The sequence below is a fragment of the Streptomyces sp. NPDC015171 genome, from assembly GCF_043079545.1.
In the GTDB taxonomy this organism is placed as follows: domain Bacteria; phylum Actinomycetota; class Actinomycetes; order Streptomycetales; family Streptomycetaceae; genus Streptomyces.
On record NZ_JBIBUO010000014.1, the window covers coordinates 1 to 14,449 of the forward strand.

Consider the following 14,449-nt stretch of genomic DNA (forward strand, 5'->3'; position numbering starts at 1 on the left):
GGCCGGACGAACTCCCACTCGGCATCAGACAGTTCATGACGACGTATCACGCCACCATGATCCACCAGGCAAGATCATTTGAAGACACTGCCTAGCCCCCTCAGCCCCGAGCCCCGTGGCCCCGCAGCCCCGAGCCCCCTCAGCCCCGGGGCAAGGGGCCCCTCCGCCCCGTAGCCCACCCATAGCCCCCGTACGCCGCCCCTAGCCCGGGTGGTCGGTGATCCCTCACTCCGGGGCGGCGCCGCCCGCCCCCGCGTTGTAGCGCTCCAGGTAGGCCGCGAACCGCACCAGGTCTTCCTCCGGCCAGTCGGCGAGCCGTTCCCGGAAAGCGGCCCGGCGGCTGTGGGTGACCTGGGCCAGGATCTCCTCGCCGGCCTCCGTCAGATGCAGCACCTGGACCCGGTGGTCCTCCGGGTCCAGGCGCCGCTCGATGAGGCCGGACCGCTCCAGCGCCGCCACCTGGCGGCTCACCGTGGACTTGTCCAGGGCGTAGTGGGCCGCGAGGTCGGTGGCCCGGCAGCCGCCGCGCTCCTCCAGATGGCCGAGCAGGGTGTACGAGACCAGGGACAGCTCGGGGTGCATGCGGCCCGCCGAGGCGCGGGCCCGGCGGGCGAAGATGGTCATCTCGCGCTGGATCGTCTCGACGGCCGACTCCGCTGCGGTCACGGGAATACCTCCTCCGGGGTTCTAGTTGTATAGTACAACTTGAACTGAGAGTTGTATAAGCCAACCTTTGGAGGTCGCGCTCGATGAGGTCGCCGGCGCTGCGCCATGTGCTCACACACCTGATCACCCCGCTGCTGATGTGCATAGGTATGGGGCTCGCGTATATGGGGGCGTTCGTCACCCCGGAGCCGCACCACATGCCGGTGGCGATCGTCGGTACGGGACCCGAGGCGAAGGTCTTCGCGCAGACGGTGAAGGACACCGCGGGTGACAAGCTCGACGTCCGTACGGTGGCCCACCGTGCCGACGCCGTCGAGCTGCTGAAGTCCCGCGAGGTGACCGGCGCCTATGTGCCGGGTGCCAAGGCGCCCGAGCTGCTGGTGGCGAGCGCCGCCTCCGACATGGGTGCCACCGCCGTGGAGAAGGTGTTCACACCGGTGGCCGCCAAGGAGGGCGCCCCGCTGAAGGTCACCGACGTGGCCGCCCCGGTCGCCGACGACCCCACCGGCCAGGGCCTGTTCTTCCTGCTGATCGCGGTCAGCATCGGCTCGTACGCCTCGGTCGCCGCGCTCGGTGCCGCGGGCGCGGGTCTCGCCATGCGGGTACGGGCGCTGCTGGCGCTCGGCGTGGCCGTGGTCGTCGGCGGTATCGGCGCGCTGCTCGCCGGGCCGGTCTTCCACCTCGCCCACCACGACCTCGCGAGCGTGTGGGGCATGGCCTCGCTGTACTCGGCGGGCATCCTCCTCATCGGTGTCGGCCTGCACACCTTCCTGAAGCGGTGGACCACGCTGACCATGATGGTGCTGTTCGTGATGCTCAACTTCACGAGCTCGGGCGGCCTCTTCCGGCCCGAACTCCAGAACGGCTTCTTCGGCACCCTGCACGCCTTCTGGAACGGCGCCGGATTCGTCGAGGGCGTCCGCAGCCTGCTCTACTTCGCCGACGACGGCCTCGCCCGCCCCGTCCTGACCCTGGCGGTCTGGTTCCTGGTCGGCCTCGCGGCGACCGCGCTCGCCGCCGTCTGGGAGCGCCCCCGCCGGGCAGCCGCCCACGCCGCGCCCAGGACCGACGCCGCCAGGGCGGCCGAGCCCGAGCACGGCGCCGGGCGGGAAGCCGCAGCGGAGGCGGCGGAAGCCCAGGAGGAGGCCGAGGAAGAGGTCGAGGAGACGGTCGGGGTCTGAGCGGCCGGCAACCCCACCGCGGGGGACGAGTCGCCCGGCGCCGGACGGCACCCCCGCGGCGGGGGAGGAGCGCGGACCGCGGCCGTTTCGGCCGGATCCTCCCCGGACGTATTGCGCCGGCCGGCCGCCGGGGCGCCCGAGTGGCCCGCCCCCGGCGGCTGCCTGCCGACCGGGCCCGGCGAACGCCAGGACCCGGCCGCCGTACAGGCGGTCACGGACGCGCGTCCGACCCGGCCCGTCCGGCGGTGCGCGAGGCTCCCGTCCGCGCTGGTGGCGGTCGGTGCGCCGCCCCAGGTCCCGCCGGCGGGTTCGCCGCAGGGGGCTCCGGCGGCGGCCCCGCCGGTGCCGGCCGCTAATCCAGCTCCTGCGCCCGGGCGATCAGCAGGGCCACGTCGTCGTGGTTGTCGGGGTGGTGCAGTGTGCGCAGGAGCAGGTCGCAGACCTCCTCCAGCGGGCGGGCCGGGTCGTCGAGCAGGGACAGGAGGAAGTCCAGGCGCTCGTCCAGCGAGTGCCGGCGGGTCTCCACCAGGCCGTCGGTGTAGAAGACCAACTCGTCGCCGGGTGCGAAGTCGACCGTGACGGTGGAGAACTCGACCCCGCCCACCCCCAGCGGCACCCCCGTGGGCAGGCCGAGCAGCTCCGGGGGCCTGCCCGGCCGGACCCGGGCCGGCGGCAGATGGCCGGCGTTGGCGATCCGGCACTGGCGCAGATGCGGGTCGTGGACGGCGTACACGCAGGTCGCGATGGAGTGGTCGAGGGCCGAGGTGGTCTTGTCCAGGTGCTCCAGCAGCCGCGCCGGGTCGAGATCGAGGGCGGCCAGCGTGAGCGTCGCGGTGCGCAGCCGGCCCATCGTGGCGGCGGCGCTGATGCCGCTGCCCATCACGTCCCCGACGACGAGTGCGGTCTTGCCCCCCTCCAGCGGGATGACGTCGAACCAGTCCCCGCCGACCTCGCTGGTGGCACCCGCCGGCTGGTAGCGGGAAGCCACCTCCAGGCCGGTGGTGACCGGCGGATGGCTGGGCAGCAGGCTGCGCTGCAGGGTGAGCGCGGTGTTGCGGGCGTTCTGGTACCAGCGCGCGTTGTCGATCTGCACCGCAGCGCGGGCGGCCAGCTCCCGCGCCAGCAGGACGTCGTCCTCGTCGAAGGGCGCCGGATTGCGGGTGCGCTTGAGGTCGAGCGCGCCCAGCACCACGCCGCGCGCGATCAGCGGTACGGCGAGGTAGGAGTGCAGGCCCGCGCGGCCGAGCAGGACGGCCGCCTCGGGGGAGCGGGCGATGCGCGGCAGGTCCTCGTCCTTCACCTGCGGCACCAGCACCGTCTCGCCGGTGCGTACGCACTCGGTGACCAGGCGGTCGGGTGCGTACCGGGCGATCCGGCCGGGCGGGTCGGCGGCCCGTACCGCCTCGGTGCCCTCCGTCGGGCGCAGGGCGAGCGCGCGGATCACCGCCGACTCGGAAGGGCCCAGGGTGCTGGGCCGGCCCTCGACCACCGCGTCCAGCAGGTCGACCGCCGCCACGTCCGCCAGTTCCGGCACGGCGACCTCGGCCAGCTCGCAGGCGGTGCGTTCCAGTTCCAGTGTCGTACCGATCCGCGCGGAGGCGTCCGCGACGACCGCGAGCCGGCGCCGCGCGGCCTCCGCCTCCACCGAGGCCCGGTGCTGCTCGGTGATGTCGTGCAGGGAGACCGCCACACCGAGCACATTGCCGCCGGCGTCCTCCAGCCGGTACAGGGAGTGCGACCAGGTGTGGTCCTCGTCCGGGTCGGCCGGGGTGCGGCCGACGAGGGTGTCGGCGATCAGCGGTTCCCCCGTGTCCAGCACCCGCCGGGCCGCGGTCTCCCAGGCGTCGGCGTTCATCAGCGGCAGCACCTCGGGCAGCCTGCCGCCCACGTGCTCGGCGGCCGGCACCCCGCTCAGCCGCTCAAGCGCCGGGTTGACGGAGACGAACCGCAGGTCGTTGTCGAGCACGGCGTAGCCGATCGGCGACTGCCGCACCATCCGCTCGGACAGCGCCACGTCCTGCTCCAGCCGCCGCACGGTCGACTGGTCGGCGGCCAGGCCGAGGGCGTAGACGTCCCCCCGGTCGTCGAGCAGCCGCATGTTGCGGAACTCCACCAGCCGGGTGCTGCCGTCCTTGTGCCGGATCGGGAAGCCGCCGGCCCAGCTCTGCCCGGTGCGCATCACGTCGGCGAAGAGCCTGCCGACCAGCTGGATGTGGCGTTCGTGCACCATCAGCCGCGCGGCGAACTCACCGAGGGCCTCCTGCGCCGTGTAGCCGAACAGTTCCTCCGCCTGCGGGCTCCACAGCACGATGCGGCCGTCGGTGTCCAGCACCACGGAGGCCACGCCCAGTACATCGAGCAGACCGCCCGGACGCACCGGCCCGCGCGCCGGCTCGCCGCTCTCCGTCACCGGAGCCTCGGCTGCACTCATGCCACGCACCGCCTTCGCCCGTCCGCACGGCACGCCGTCCCCCGTGCCGACTCCCCTTGTTCTACCGCGCTCACACCCGACTCTCCGCGCCCTTCGCCTACCTCCACCATCTCTCAACACCTCGGCGGACGTCCGCCGAAGTCGCCGCGCCGGAGGCGGGCGCGGGATCGGGGCCCCTTGCCGAGACCGTACAGCGGGTTCCGGCGGGCCGTGAGAGTTCACGCTCATGTTGCTCTATTGGTCTGTACATGACTACGACGCCACGCCAGACTGTCGGCCGACCGGGTGTCCCGCGCACCCGTCCGCTGCCCCCCGCCCCCCGCCCGAGGAGTCGGCCATGCCCGCGTCCGCCAGGCAACGTTGTCACGCAGTCCTCGCCGGACTCGTCACCCTCGCCGCCGCCGCCGTCGTGTCCCTCGCCGCGCCCGCACCCGCCAGCGCGGCCGACACCTGGACCGAGACCGGCTCCGACCGCGCCGAACCGCTCACCGAGAGCCAGGGCCTGGCCTCGGTGGAGGTGCCGGCGAACAGCCCCAACCGGTACACCGGCATAGGCACCATCCCGATCGGCGTCTCCAGCCGCGGCTGGAACCACGTCGGCGACCCGGACGCCTCGTACAACGGCTACTACATCGAGCCCTACCAGCGGGACTCCGGCAACGCGAAGATGTTCCGCGTGCAGGCGCCCGGCGGGGCCTGGTCGGAGTACGTGCACACGCTGAGCGCGGGCGAGGCGCTGAACAACTCCTGGGTCGCGATCTCGCCCGACGGCCAGTGGATGCTCTCGGGCGAGTACGGCACGATGGACCGCCTGCTGGTCTTCCCGACCCCGGGCGTCAACCCGGCCACCTCGCCCTCGGCCGATCTGCCGCGGGCCGCGACCGTCCGCCTGGACCACGCCGTCCGCGACGTCCAGGGCTGCGACTTCTCCGGACCGACCACCCTGCTGTGCTCCTCCGACGACCCCGAGGGCAGCCTCTTCGGCTTCGCCAAGCCGCTCCTCCAGGTCGACCTGTCGGCCGCGCCGAACGGCTCCGGCGATGTCTCCGGGCATGTCACCGCCCTGCGCCAGCTGCCGCTGCGCAGCGCCTGTCCGGGCACCTTCGAGGCGGAGGGCATCGACTACGACCGCCGCAGCGGGGTCCTGCGGGTGATCGTGGTCTCGCCCGGCTTCTGCGTGCTGACGGACAGCAAGACGTACAAGTTCTCCCGCGGCTGAGGTGTGCGCGGTGCCCCGCGGTGCTTTGCTGAGCATGGACGCGGTCAGACGGGGTACCTCCCTGCCATCGCGGCGCGGTCCATGAAAGGAGCGATCAATGGCACGCACGGAGCGGTCGCATCCGGAAACCGTCACGGTGGAGATCAGCGGTTCCAAGGAGGACGCCCGCCTGGTCTTCGACGCGCTGGGGTCCTGCTTCGCCTCCGACCGGGGTGAGCACGAGGACCCGCAGCAGCTGCACGAGACCCGGCCCATGGTCTGGCTCGGCACGTACGACGTCGCGGACGTCCGCGGATCGGGGTGCCCTCCGGTCCACCTCGACGCGTCCGTCCAGGCGGACGTCCAGGGCGGCTACTGGGCCGTGGACCGGTTCCGCACCACCCTGGACTCGATGTTCACCGTCCGGGAGACCTGTACGGCCTCGGGCGACCAGGAGCGGGACCTGCACCTGCGCCTGGAGAGCCGCTGAACGATCAGGGCAGCGCCCCGGCCGGCTCCCCGTCGGCCGGGGCGTACTGCGCCAGGCCGTGCCCGAAGGACCAGTCGGCGTCGCCGTTCTCGGTCAGGGTGACGAACACGTTGCGCGGCTCGGTGCCGGTGCGCTCGTGCACCAGCTCGGCGATCCTGCGGTACATCGCCCGCTTGCGGTCCGCGTCGCGCCCGGCGCGCAGGGTGATCGCCACGAACACCAGCGAGTCGTCCCGGCGCACGCCGGGGTAGTCGCCGTGGCGCAGGGTGCTGGTGACTCCGTCGTGGCCGGTCAGCACCTGGAAGCGGTCCTCGGGCGGGACGCCGAGGCTCTCCACGAGGGCGTCCTGGACGGCCCGGCCGAGCGCGTCGAGGCGGGCGGGGTCGGTGCCGAGGGTGTCGATGCGGACGAAGGGCATGCGAGGCGTCCTTCCGGTTCGGGGGCGGGTCGGTCGCCCGGAGGCTGTACATACTAGTAGGTACAGAGTGGCTGGAGTCACCCCCTCCCGGTTGTGCAACTAGTTGCATAAAGCGGGGGGCTTCCTCTACAACAGGGAGTGACGACACCGCGCACGGAGGGCCCCATGAGCCGTTACCCGCACCTGATGACCCCGCTCGACCTGGGCTTCACCACGCTGCCCAACCGCGTGCTCATGGGCTCCATGCACGTCGGCCTTGAAGAGGCCGAGCACGGCTTCGAGCGGATGGCGGCGTTCTACGCGGCCCGCGCCCGCGGGGGAGTGGGGCTGATCGTCACCGGCGGCATCGCGCCCAACGAGGAGGGGCGGCCGTGGGGCGGCGGAGCCAAGCTCACCACCGAGGCGGAGGCCGAGGAGCACCGGCGGATCACCGGGGCCGTGCACGGCGAGGGCGGCCGGATCGCCCTGCAGATCCTGCACTTCGGCCGGTACGCGTACCACGAGGACCTGGTCGCGCCCAGCCCCGTCCAGGCCCCGATCAGCCCGTACGTGCCCCGTGAGCTGACCGAGGCCGACATCGAGCGGACCATCGAGGACTACGCCCGTACCGCCCGCCTCGCCCGGCAGGCCGGCTACGACGGCGTGGAGATCATGGGCTCCGAGGGCTACCTCATCAACGAGTTCATCGCCGCGCAGACCAACCACCGCACGGACCGCTGGGGCGGCTCGTACGAGAACCGGATGCGGTTCCCCGTCGAGATCGTCCGGCGGGTGCGCGAGGCCGTCGGCGAGGACTTCATCATCATCTACCGGCTGTCCATGCTGGACCTGGTCCCGGGCGGCTCCTCGCTGGACGAGGTGATCACCCTGGGCAAGGCCGTCGAGGCCGCCGGGGCCACCATCATCAACACCGGCATCGGCTGGCACGAGGCCCGCATCCCCACCATCGCCACCTCCGTGCCGCGCGGCGCCTACACCTGGGTCACCAAGAAGCTGATGGGCGAGGTCTCCGTGCCCCTGGTGACCACCAACCGCATCAACACCCCGGAACTCGCCGAGGAACTGCTGGCCGGCGGCGTCGCGGACATGGTCTCCCTGGCCCGCCCGATGCTCGCCGACCCCGACTTCGTCGCCAAGGCCGCCGCCGGCACCCCGGAGGCCATCAACACCTGCATCGGCTGCAACCAGGCCTGCCTCGACCACACCTTCAGCGGGCAGATCACCTCCTGCCTGGTCAACCCGCGCGCCTGCCACGAGACCGAGCTGGTGCTCGCCCCGACCCGGCTGACGAAGCGCGTCGCCGTGGTCGGCGCCGGTCCGGCCGGCCTCGCCTGCGCGGTCTCCGCCGCCGAGCGCGGGCACACCGTCACCCTCTTCGACGCGGCCGCCGAGATCGGCGGACAGCTGAACGTCGCCCGCAAGGTGCCCGGCAAGCAGGAGTTCGACGAGACGCTGCGCTACTTCCGCCACCAGCTCGACGCGCACGGCGTCGACGTACGCCTGGACACCTGGGTGGGCGCCGCCGATCTGGACGGTTACGACGAGGTCGTCGTCGCCACCGGCGTCTCCCCGCGCATCCCGGACATCCCCGGCGCCGACCACCCCCGTGTCCTCGGCTACCTCGACGTGCTGCGCGACGGAGCCCCGGTCGGCGACCGCGTGGCCGTCCTCGGCGCCGGCGGCATCGGCTTCGACGTCGCCGAGTTCCTCACCGACGGCGGCGACAAGGCGAGCGAGGACCCGGAGACGTACTTCCGCGCCTGGGGCGTCGACATGGACTACGCGGCACCCGGCGGCCTCGCGGCCCCGCAGCGGCCGGCCCCGCCCCGCCAGGTCCACCTGCTCCAGCGCAAGACCACCAAGGTCGGCGCCGGCCTCGGCAAGACCACCGGCTGGATCCACCGCGCCGAGCTGAAGCACCGGGGCGTGACCATGGTGCCGGGCGTGCGCTACGACCGGATCGACGACGCCGGACTGCACATCACCGTCGGCGAGGAGAGCACCGTCCTCGAAGTCGACACGGTGGTGCTCTGCACCGGCCAGGAGCCGCGCCGCGACCTGTACGAGGAGCTGATCGCCGCCGGGCGCAGCGCACACCTGATCGGCGGCGCGGACATCGCGGCCGAACTGGACGCCAAGCGCGCCATCAAGCAGGGCACGGAGCTGGCGGCGGCGCTGTAGCGCCGGGCGCGTCCCGGCCCCGTCCTTAGGATGAGCCCATGTCACTCCCGCACGCGATCCTCACCGCCCTGCTGGAAAAGCCCTCGTCGGGGCTGGAGCTGACCCGCCGGTTCGACAAGTCGATCGGCTACTTCTGGTCGGCGACCCACCAGCAGATCTACCGGGAGCTGGGGAAGCTGGAGGGCGAGGGGTTCATCCGCACGCTGCCGGCCGAGCAGCCCGCCCGCGGGCAGCGCAAGAGCTACGAGGTCCTGCCGGCCGGCCGCGCCGAACTGGCCCGCTGGACCGCCGCACCGCAGGATCCCCGGACCCTGCGGGATCCGCTGCTGCTGCGGCTGCGCGCCGCTGCCGTGGTCGGCACGGCGGGCCTCGACGCCGATCTGCGCCGCCATCTGGAGCTGCACCGGCGGCAGCTGGCCGAGTACCAGGAGATCGAGCAGCGCGACTTCCCGCCGGACCGGGACACCCCGGAGGACCGGCTGCGCCATCTGGTGCTGCGGGCGGGCATCGACCTGGAGACCTTCTGGACCGGGTGGCTCACCCAGGCCCTCGCCGAGTTCGGCGAACTGCCGGGGGAGGGGCCGGAGCGGAGCTGACGCCCGGCGGTGCGCTCGCGCACGGCCGGTACGGCCGCCCGGGCCGCCCGGCGCGGTACGGCCGGCGGCCCCGGTCCGGCTGTCAGAGCCGGTACGGCTTCGAGCGGCGGCGCAGGACCCAGCCCGTGGCGACGACGCCCGCACCGACCAGGGCCGCGCCCACGCCGAGGGTCAGCGGGCCGTAGTCGCGTGCCGCGCCTCCGAGGCCGCCCATCACGCCCCGGGACGGTGCCGGGCTGGAGGTCGCCGAGATCGTCGGGCGCGAGGCGGCCCCGGAGACGATCACCGACTGGCTGCCTGCGGTGGTGCCGCTGGAGCAGACCACCACCACGGTGTACGTTCCCGGGCTCACCCCGGACCAGGCCGCCGACTGGCTGACGGTCGTGCCGGACAGGGTCACCTGGCGGCCCTGGGAGAAGCTCGACTGCCCGTTGGCGAGCAGGGCGGCGGTGCCCCAGCTGCTGTTGATCTGGGTGCAGGCGCTGGTGACCACGGAGACCGTGGAGCCGGTGGTGCTGACCGAGATGCCCGAGACCGCGGCGGACGGCCCGGCGAGCGCGGCCGGGACCGCGGCGGCGGCCGCCAGGGTCAGGCCGGAGCGGAGCAGGAGTCGCGAGTTGTGCATGGTCTGACCTCCGACGGCACGGTTGGCGGTACGTCCGATGCGCCGCCGAGGGTCGGATACGCCCGTGCTGCCTCAACCGCAGCCAACGCGGTCCCGGGTCCGCCCGCACGCGGAGCGGGCCCGGTCAGGTGACGGATTCCGTCGACCGGCGCACCCCGGCAGGCGGGCGCCGGGGAACGCCGCGGCCCGGGGACGCGGTCAGCGGCCCGTGGTCACCGTCCGCAGCGCCGAGTAGCCGCCCCAGGTGCCGTCAGGCAGCCGCGCCCGCAGCCGCACCCGGTGCTCCTCGCCGGCGGCGGTGCCCGCGTAGAAGCTGTGGTGCGCCCGGCCGCGCGGCGGTGTGCCGCCCCAGACCAGCGAGGTGGCCGCGGTGCCGTCGAGCTGGATCTGGTACTCGGTGATCACACCGTCGGCCCGCGGCGGATCCCAGGCGAGGTCGATGTAGCAGGCCCCGTCGGCCCGGTGGGTCGTGGCCGTGAACCCGGTCGGCGCGGTGTCGCGGCCGTCGTCGCGGCCCGGTGTGGTGAGGCGGACCGGTGAGCCGGCGGGGGAGAGGTTGTCCGCGGCGTCCCGGGCGCGGACCGTGAAAACGTACCGGCTGCCGGGGCGCAGGCCGGTGACGACGGTGGCGGTCTGGTTCCCGCCGACGCTGTGGATCTTCACGCCGCCCTGGTAGACGTCGTACGACACCACACTCCGGTCGTCCCGGGACGCGCCCCAGGACAGCTGGACCGCGCGGCTGCTGACGGTCCGCCCGGTGGTGTCCTTCGGCCGGGTCGGCGCCGAGCGGTCCGCTGCGGCGGCGGCCGGGGTCCGCGCCCGCACCGTCCGGCTCGGCGGACCCAGCCGGTCCCCGGCACCCCGGGCCCGCACGGTGAAGGCGTACTGAGTGGACGGCCTGAGCCTGGTGACGTCCACCATGTGCTGCGAACCCGGTACGTCGACCACCTTCGTGGTGCCGCGGTAGACCTCGTAGGCGCGGACCCCGGCCTCCCCCGGCGCCGCGTTCCACATCACGTGCACGCTCGTGGCGCTGCCCGCGGCGGCCGTGACCCCGGCCGGGGCGCCGGGTACCCGGCCTTCCCCGCCGCCGTCGTCGGCCCGGCTCCAGCCGCAGGACGCGACGAGCAGCAGCATCCCGCAGGCCAGCACGGACGGAAGAGGAACGCGTCGCACGGCTCTGCCTCCCCGGGGACGGCCTGGACATCACGCAAAGGTCCGGACCAATATGGCCCGGCCGGGGCGGCCACAGCAAGGGGGCCGCGTTGGTGAGGATCCCCGGACGTTACGTATGCTGAGCCCCTCTACGGCCGAACTGCCCCCGAGAGGTGGGCAGTTCGGCCTGCGGCGCGGACACGCTGTCGTCGCCGATCCCGCGCCGGCACGGGTGGCCGGGGATCCGGTCCGGCCTCCGGCCCGGATCCCCGGCCCCCGCTGTCCCGGCCCCCGACGCCTGCCCGCGCCGGTCCCGCGCTGTCCCCTGACAGAGTGTCAGAAGCGTGCTCCATCCGGCCCCTTCGCGGCGGCCCCGATGGCCGGGTGGCCGCCCCCGCAGCACAGTGGGCTGGTTGTCCCCCATGTTCCCGACGAGAGGGTCCCTCATCGTGCGTGTCACGTCCCTGTCGCTCGCCACGGCCGGCGCCGCCCTGCTCGCCCCGGCAGTGCTGCCCGTCCCGGCCACCGCCGTCCCGCCGCCCCAGCGGCCCGCCGCGTCCCGTGACAAACACGAGGTCACCGCCGCCGACCTGCTCGCCAGGGCCCACGCGTGCACCCAGCCCTCCCGGGGCCGGTTCCGCACCGACGCCGACAGCCCCGCGACCATCCGCGTCTGCGGCAACCGCGACATCGTCTTCTGGAAGGCCGACCTGGACATCGACTGCGACGGCCGGCCCACCGCCCGCTGCAACCGCGGCACCGACCCGCTGTTCGCCGCCACCACCGCCTTCCAGCAGGCCGACGGCCGCCAGCTGAACGCCGAGCGGCTGCCGTACATCGTGGTCCCCGCGCCGAGCAAGCGCTGGAACCCCCGGACGTCCGGTGTGCGCGGCGGCTCCGTGGCCGCCGTGATCTACCGCGACCGGGTGCAGTACGCGATCGTCGGCGACACCGGCCCGCGCGACCTCATCGGCGAGGCCTCCTACGCCACCGCCCGGGCCCTCGGCATCCGGGCCAACCCGATCAACGGCGGGGTGGCCTCCGGCGTGACCTACATCGTCTTCCGGAACTCCCGGATCCGCCCCATCGAGTCCCGCAAGGAGGCGACGGAGGTGGGAAGGCGGCTGGCCAGGCACTTCATCGAGAAGGACTGACCAGCCCGCCGGGCCCCTCACACCTTCCGGTAGCTGTACGCCTCCGCCGCCGCGGCCTCCACGGCGTCCAGACCGGCACCCGCGGCGGCGGTGACCACCGCCGCCACCGCGCCCTCGACGAACGGCGCGTCCAGCAGGCGGGTACCGTCCGGAAGTTCGTCGCCCTCGGCGAGCAGCGCCTTCACCGTGAGCACCGCGCTGCCCAGGTCGGTGAGGACCGCCACCCCGGCACCCCGGTCCACCGCCGCCGCGGCGGCGGAGATCAGCTCGGCGCTGGTGCCGAGCCCACCGCCCTCGGTGCCGCCCGCCGCGGCCACCGGCACCGCGGTGGCACCGCCCGCCAGGCCCTTCGCCAGCTCGGCGACCGAGGCGGCCACCTCCGCGCTGTGCGACACCAGCACGATCCCGACCAGCTTCTCGTCACTCACCGTCCGCCTCCGCCGTGTCGGCCAGCGCGGCGATCAGCAGCGCCGACGAGGTCGCCCCCGGGTCCTGGTGGCCGATGCTGCGCTCGCCCAGATAGCTCGCCCGGCCCTTGCGGGCCTGCAGCGGCGTCGTGGCCAGCGCGCCCTCCTCCGCAGCGGTCCGCGCCGCGGCGAACCCGGTGCCGAGCGCGTCCACGGCCGGCAGCAGGGCGTCGACCATGGTCTTGTCGCCGGGCGCCGCCCCGCCGAGCGTCGTCACCCCGTCCACCCCCGCGCGCAGCGCCGCGGCCAGCTGCTCCCGGTCGACCTCGGCGGCATCCCCGAGCGCCTTGCCGGTCCGGCGCAGCAGGGTGCCGTACAGCGGCCCCGACGCACCTCCGACCGTCGAGATCAACTGCCGCCCGGCCAGCGTCAGGACGGCACCCGGGGTGTCCGGGGCCTCCTTCTCCAGGGTGGCCGTCACGGCCCGGAACCCGCGCTGCAGATTGCTGCCGTGGTCGGCGTCCCCGATGGCCGAGTCGAGGGCGGTGAGCCGGTCCGCCTCACGTTCGACGGACGCGGCGGCCGCCGTCATCCAACGGCGGAAGAAATCGGCATCGAGCACTGGATCTCCTTGCGTGGTAGGGCTGTTGGCGGGGCGGCCGGACCGGGTGGCCGGCCGCCCCGCCGGATCACATTCCCCAGCGCAGCGCCGGCGTCTTCACCGGCGCGTCCCACAGGCGCAGCAGCTCCTCGTCGACCTGGCACAGCGTCACCGAGGCGCCCGCCATGTCCAGGGAGGTGACGTAGTTGCCGACGAGGGTGCGGGCCACGACGACGCCGCGTTCGCCGAGCACCCGCTGCACCTCGGCGTTGAAGCCGTACAGCTCCAGCAGCGGGGTCGCGCCCATGCCGTTGACCAGCACCAGGACCGGGCCGCGCGGCGGCAAGTCCTCCACGACGGCGTTGACCGCGAAGTCGGCGATCTCCCCCGAAGTCATCATCGGGCGCCGCTCCCGGCCCGGCTCGCCGTGGATGCCGATGCCCAACTCCAGCTCGCCGTCCGGCAGATCGAAATTCGGGCTGCCCTTGGCCGGGGTCGTCACCGCGCTGAGGGCGACGCCGAAGCTGCGGGAGTTCTCGTTGACCTGGCGGCCGATGGCCTCCACCCGCTCCAGCGGCTGCCCCTCGGCCGCGGCGGCACCCGCGATCTTCTCCACGAAGAGCGTCGCCCCGGTGCCCCGCCGGCCGGCCGTGTAGAGGCTGTCGGTGACCGCCACGTCGTCGTTGACGAGCACCTTGGCGACCTGGATGCCCTCGTCCTCGGCCAGCTCGGCCGCCATGTCGAAGTTCAGCACGTCACCGGTGTAGTTCTTCACGATGAACAGGACACCCGCGCCGCTGTCGACGGCCGCGGCGGCGCGTGCCATCTGATCGGGCACCGGCGAGGTGAAGACCTCCCCGGGGCAGGCGGCGGAGAGCATGCCCGGCCCGACGAACCCGCCGTGCAGCGGTTCGTGCCCGGAGCCGCCGCCGGAGACGAGCCCCACCTGACCGGCCACGGGGGCGTCCCGGCGGACGATCACCCGGTTCTCGACGTCCACGTTCAGATCGGGATACGCGGCCGCCAGGCCGCGCAGCGCGTCCGCCACGACGGTCTCCGGGACGTTGATCAGCATCCTCATGGGTGTCTCCTCGTGAGCTTATCACCAGGGCTCAGGACCGGCGTTTTCGCAGGTCACCGTTGGCGGGGGCAGTTATCGATCGTGACGCTCCGGTGCCGTCGGAGGCGGGTCGTGGCGGGCTGTCGCTGACTCCATGCTGACTTTCGTGACCGCGTGTCAGGAACTGGCGGCCACCCGGTCGAGGCAGCCGCCCGTCTCGTCTACTGGCAGTATCGACCTTGCGGCAGCGAAGGTCACCTGCGACGGCCCACCGTCACGGTGCGTA

General features: G+C 73.5%; 14 protein-coding genes. 6 read left to right on the forward strand and 8 right to left on the reverse strand.

The annotated features are described in order from the left end of the window. Positions 1-225 precede the first annotated feature (225 nt). On the reverse strand, positions 226-666 hold the full coding sequence (locus ACF073_RS31150) for a MarR family winged helix-turn-helix transcriptional regulator (RefSeq protein ID WP_392074763.1): 441 nt from the start codon (positions 664-666) through the stop codon (positions 226-228). A gap of 83 nt (positions 667-749) precedes the next feature. Here ACF073_RS31150 and ACF073_RS31155 point away from each other — a divergent pair, with 83 nt between their 5' ends. Continuing rightward, complete coding sequence (locus tag ACF073_RS31155; RefSeq protein ID WP_392074764.1) at positions 750-1,847, forward strand: hypothetical protein; 1,098 nt, start codon at positions 750-752, stop codon at positions 1,845-1,847. Positions 1,848-2,199: 352 nt separating this feature from the next. On the opposite strand, the gene ACF073_RS31160 is transcribed toward ACF073_RS31155, so the two are convergent. Then, complete coding sequence (locus ACF073_RS31160; protein ID WP_392074765.1) at positions 2,200-4,278, reverse strand: SpoIIE family protein phosphatase; 2,079 nt, start codon at positions 4,276-4,278, stop codon at positions 2,200-2,202. A gap of 337 nt (positions 4,279-4,615) precedes the next feature. Between ACF073_RS31160 and ACF073_RS31165 the strand changes: the two genes are divergently transcribed. Next, positions 4,616-5,497, forward strand: coding sequence for a hypothetical protein (locus ACF073_RS31165; protein ID WP_392074766.1), 882 nt, complete (start codon positions 4,616-4,618; stop codon positions 5,495-5,497). A 97-nt stretch (positions 5,498-5,594) separates the two neighbouring features. Beyond that, complete coding sequence (locus tag ACF073_RS31170) at positions 5,595-5,966, forward strand: hypothetical protein (RefSeq protein WP_392074767.1); 372 nt, start codon at positions 5,595-5,597, stop codon at positions 5,964-5,966. Between the two features lie 4 nt (positions 5,967-5,970). On the opposite strand, the gene ACF073_RS31175 is transcribed toward ACF073_RS31170, so the two are convergent. Further along, positions 5,971-6,384, reverse strand: coding sequence for a tautomerase family protein (locus ACF073_RS31175; protein WP_392074768.1), 414 nt, complete (start codon positions 6,382-6,384; stop codon positions 5,971-5,973). Positions 6,385-6,549: 165 nt separating this feature from the next. Here ACF073_RS31175 and ACF073_RS31180 point away from each other — a divergent pair, with 165 nt between their 5' ends. Continuing rightward, entirely contained in the window at positions 6,550-8,565 is a 2,016-nt protein-coding gene (locus tag ACF073_RS31180; RefSeq protein WP_392074769.1) for an FAD-dependent oxidoreductase, read from the forward strand. Between the two features lie 38 nt (positions 8,566-8,603). Next, a complete protein-coding gene (locus tag ACF073_RS31185) occupies positions 8,604-9,161 on the forward strand; it encodes a PadR family transcriptional regulator (RefSeq protein WP_392074770.1) in 558 nt (185 codons plus the stop codon). Between the two features lie 82 nt (positions 9,162-9,243). Here the strand turns inward: ACF073_RS31185 and ACF073_RS31190 are convergent, their stop codons facing one another. Further along, a complete protein-coding gene (locus tag ACF073_RS31190) occupies positions 9,244-9,786 on the reverse strand; it encodes a hypothetical protein (RefSeq protein WP_392074771.1) in 543 nt (180 codons plus the stop codon). Positions 9,787-9,984: 198 nt separating this feature from the next. Further along, complete coding sequence (locus ACF073_RS31195) at positions 9,985-10,962, reverse strand: fibronectin type III domain-containing protein (protein WP_392074772.1); 978 nt, start codon at positions 10,960-10,962, stop codon at positions 9,985-9,987. A 428-nt stretch (positions 10,963-11,390) separates the two neighbouring features. On the opposite strand from ACF073_RS31195, the gene ACF073_RS31200 reads away from it, so the two are divergent. Continuing rightward, positions 11,391-12,095 (forward strand): glycoside hydrolase family 75 protein, encoded by a 705-nt coding sequence (locus ACF073_RS31200; RefSeq protein ID WP_392074773.1) that lies wholly within the window; start codon positions 11,391-11,393, stop codon positions 12,093-12,095. A 17-nt stretch (positions 12,096-12,112) separates the two neighbouring features. Here the strand turns inward: ACF073_RS31200 and ACF073_RS31205 are convergent, their stop codons facing one another. The 3 genes from ACF073_RS31205 to dhaK form a co-directional block, all read right to left on the reverse strand. Beyond that, on the reverse strand, positions 12,113-12,523 hold the full coding sequence (locus ACF073_RS31205; RefSeq protein ID WP_392074774.1) for a PTS-dependent dihydroxyacetone kinase phosphotransferase subunit DhaM: 411 nt from the start codon (positions 12,521-12,523) through the stop codon (positions 12,113-12,115). Next, positions 12,516-13,124, reverse strand: a complete 609-nt coding sequence (dhaL, locus tag ACF073_RS31210) for a dihydroxyacetone kinase subunit DhaL (RefSeq protein ID WP_392074775.1) — start codon at positions 13,122-13,124, stop codon at positions 12,516-12,518. The genes ACF073_RS31205 and dhaL overlap by 8 nt, the downstream gene beginning before the upstream one ends. Before the next feature lie 67 nt (positions 13,125-13,191). Beyond that, positions 13,192-14,184 (reverse strand): dihydroxyacetone kinase subunit DhaK, encoded by a 993-nt coding sequence (gene dhaK / locus ACF073_RS31215; protein ID WP_392074776.1) that lies wholly within the window; start codon positions 14,182-14,184, stop codon positions 13,192-13,194. Positions 14,185-14,449 lie beyond the last annotated feature (265 nt).

Coding starts and splice junctions, on each gene's coding strand:
- ACF073_RS31185 (WP_392074770.1), top strand. CDS start 8,604: ATGTCACTCCCGCACGCGATCCTCACCGCCCTGCTGGAAAAGCCCTCG.
- ACF073_RS31160 (WP_392074765.1), bottom strand. CDS start 4,278: ATGAGTGCAGCCGAGGCTCCGGTGACGGAGAGCGGCGAGCCGGCGCGC.
- ACF073_RS31180 (WP_392074769.1), top strand. CDS start 6,550: ATGAGCCGTTACCCGCACCTGATGACCCCGCTCGACCTGGGCTTCACC.
- ACF073_RS31165 (WP_392074766.1), top strand. CDS start 4,616: ATGCCCGCGTCCGCCAGGCAACGTTGTCACGCAGTCCTCGCCGGACTC.
- ACF073_RS31190 (WP_392074771.1), bottom strand. CDS start 9,786: ATGCACAACTCGCGACTCCTGCTCCGCTCCGGCCTGACCCTGGCGGCC.
- ACF073_RS31155 (WP_392074764.1), top strand. CDS start 750: ATGAGGTCGCCGGCGCTGCGCCATGTGCTCACACACCTGATCACCCCG.
- ACF073_RS31170 (WP_392074767.1), top strand. CDS start 5,595: ATGGCACGCACGGAGCGGTCGCATCCGGAAACCGTCACGGTGGAGATC.
- dhaK (WP_392074776.1), bottom strand. CDS start 14,184: ATGAGGATGCTGATCAACGTCCCGGAGACCGTCGTGGCGGACGCGCTG.
- ACF073_RS31175 (WP_392074768.1), bottom strand. CDS start 6,384: ATGCCCTTCGTCCGCATCGACACCCTCGGCACCGACCCCGCCCGCCTC.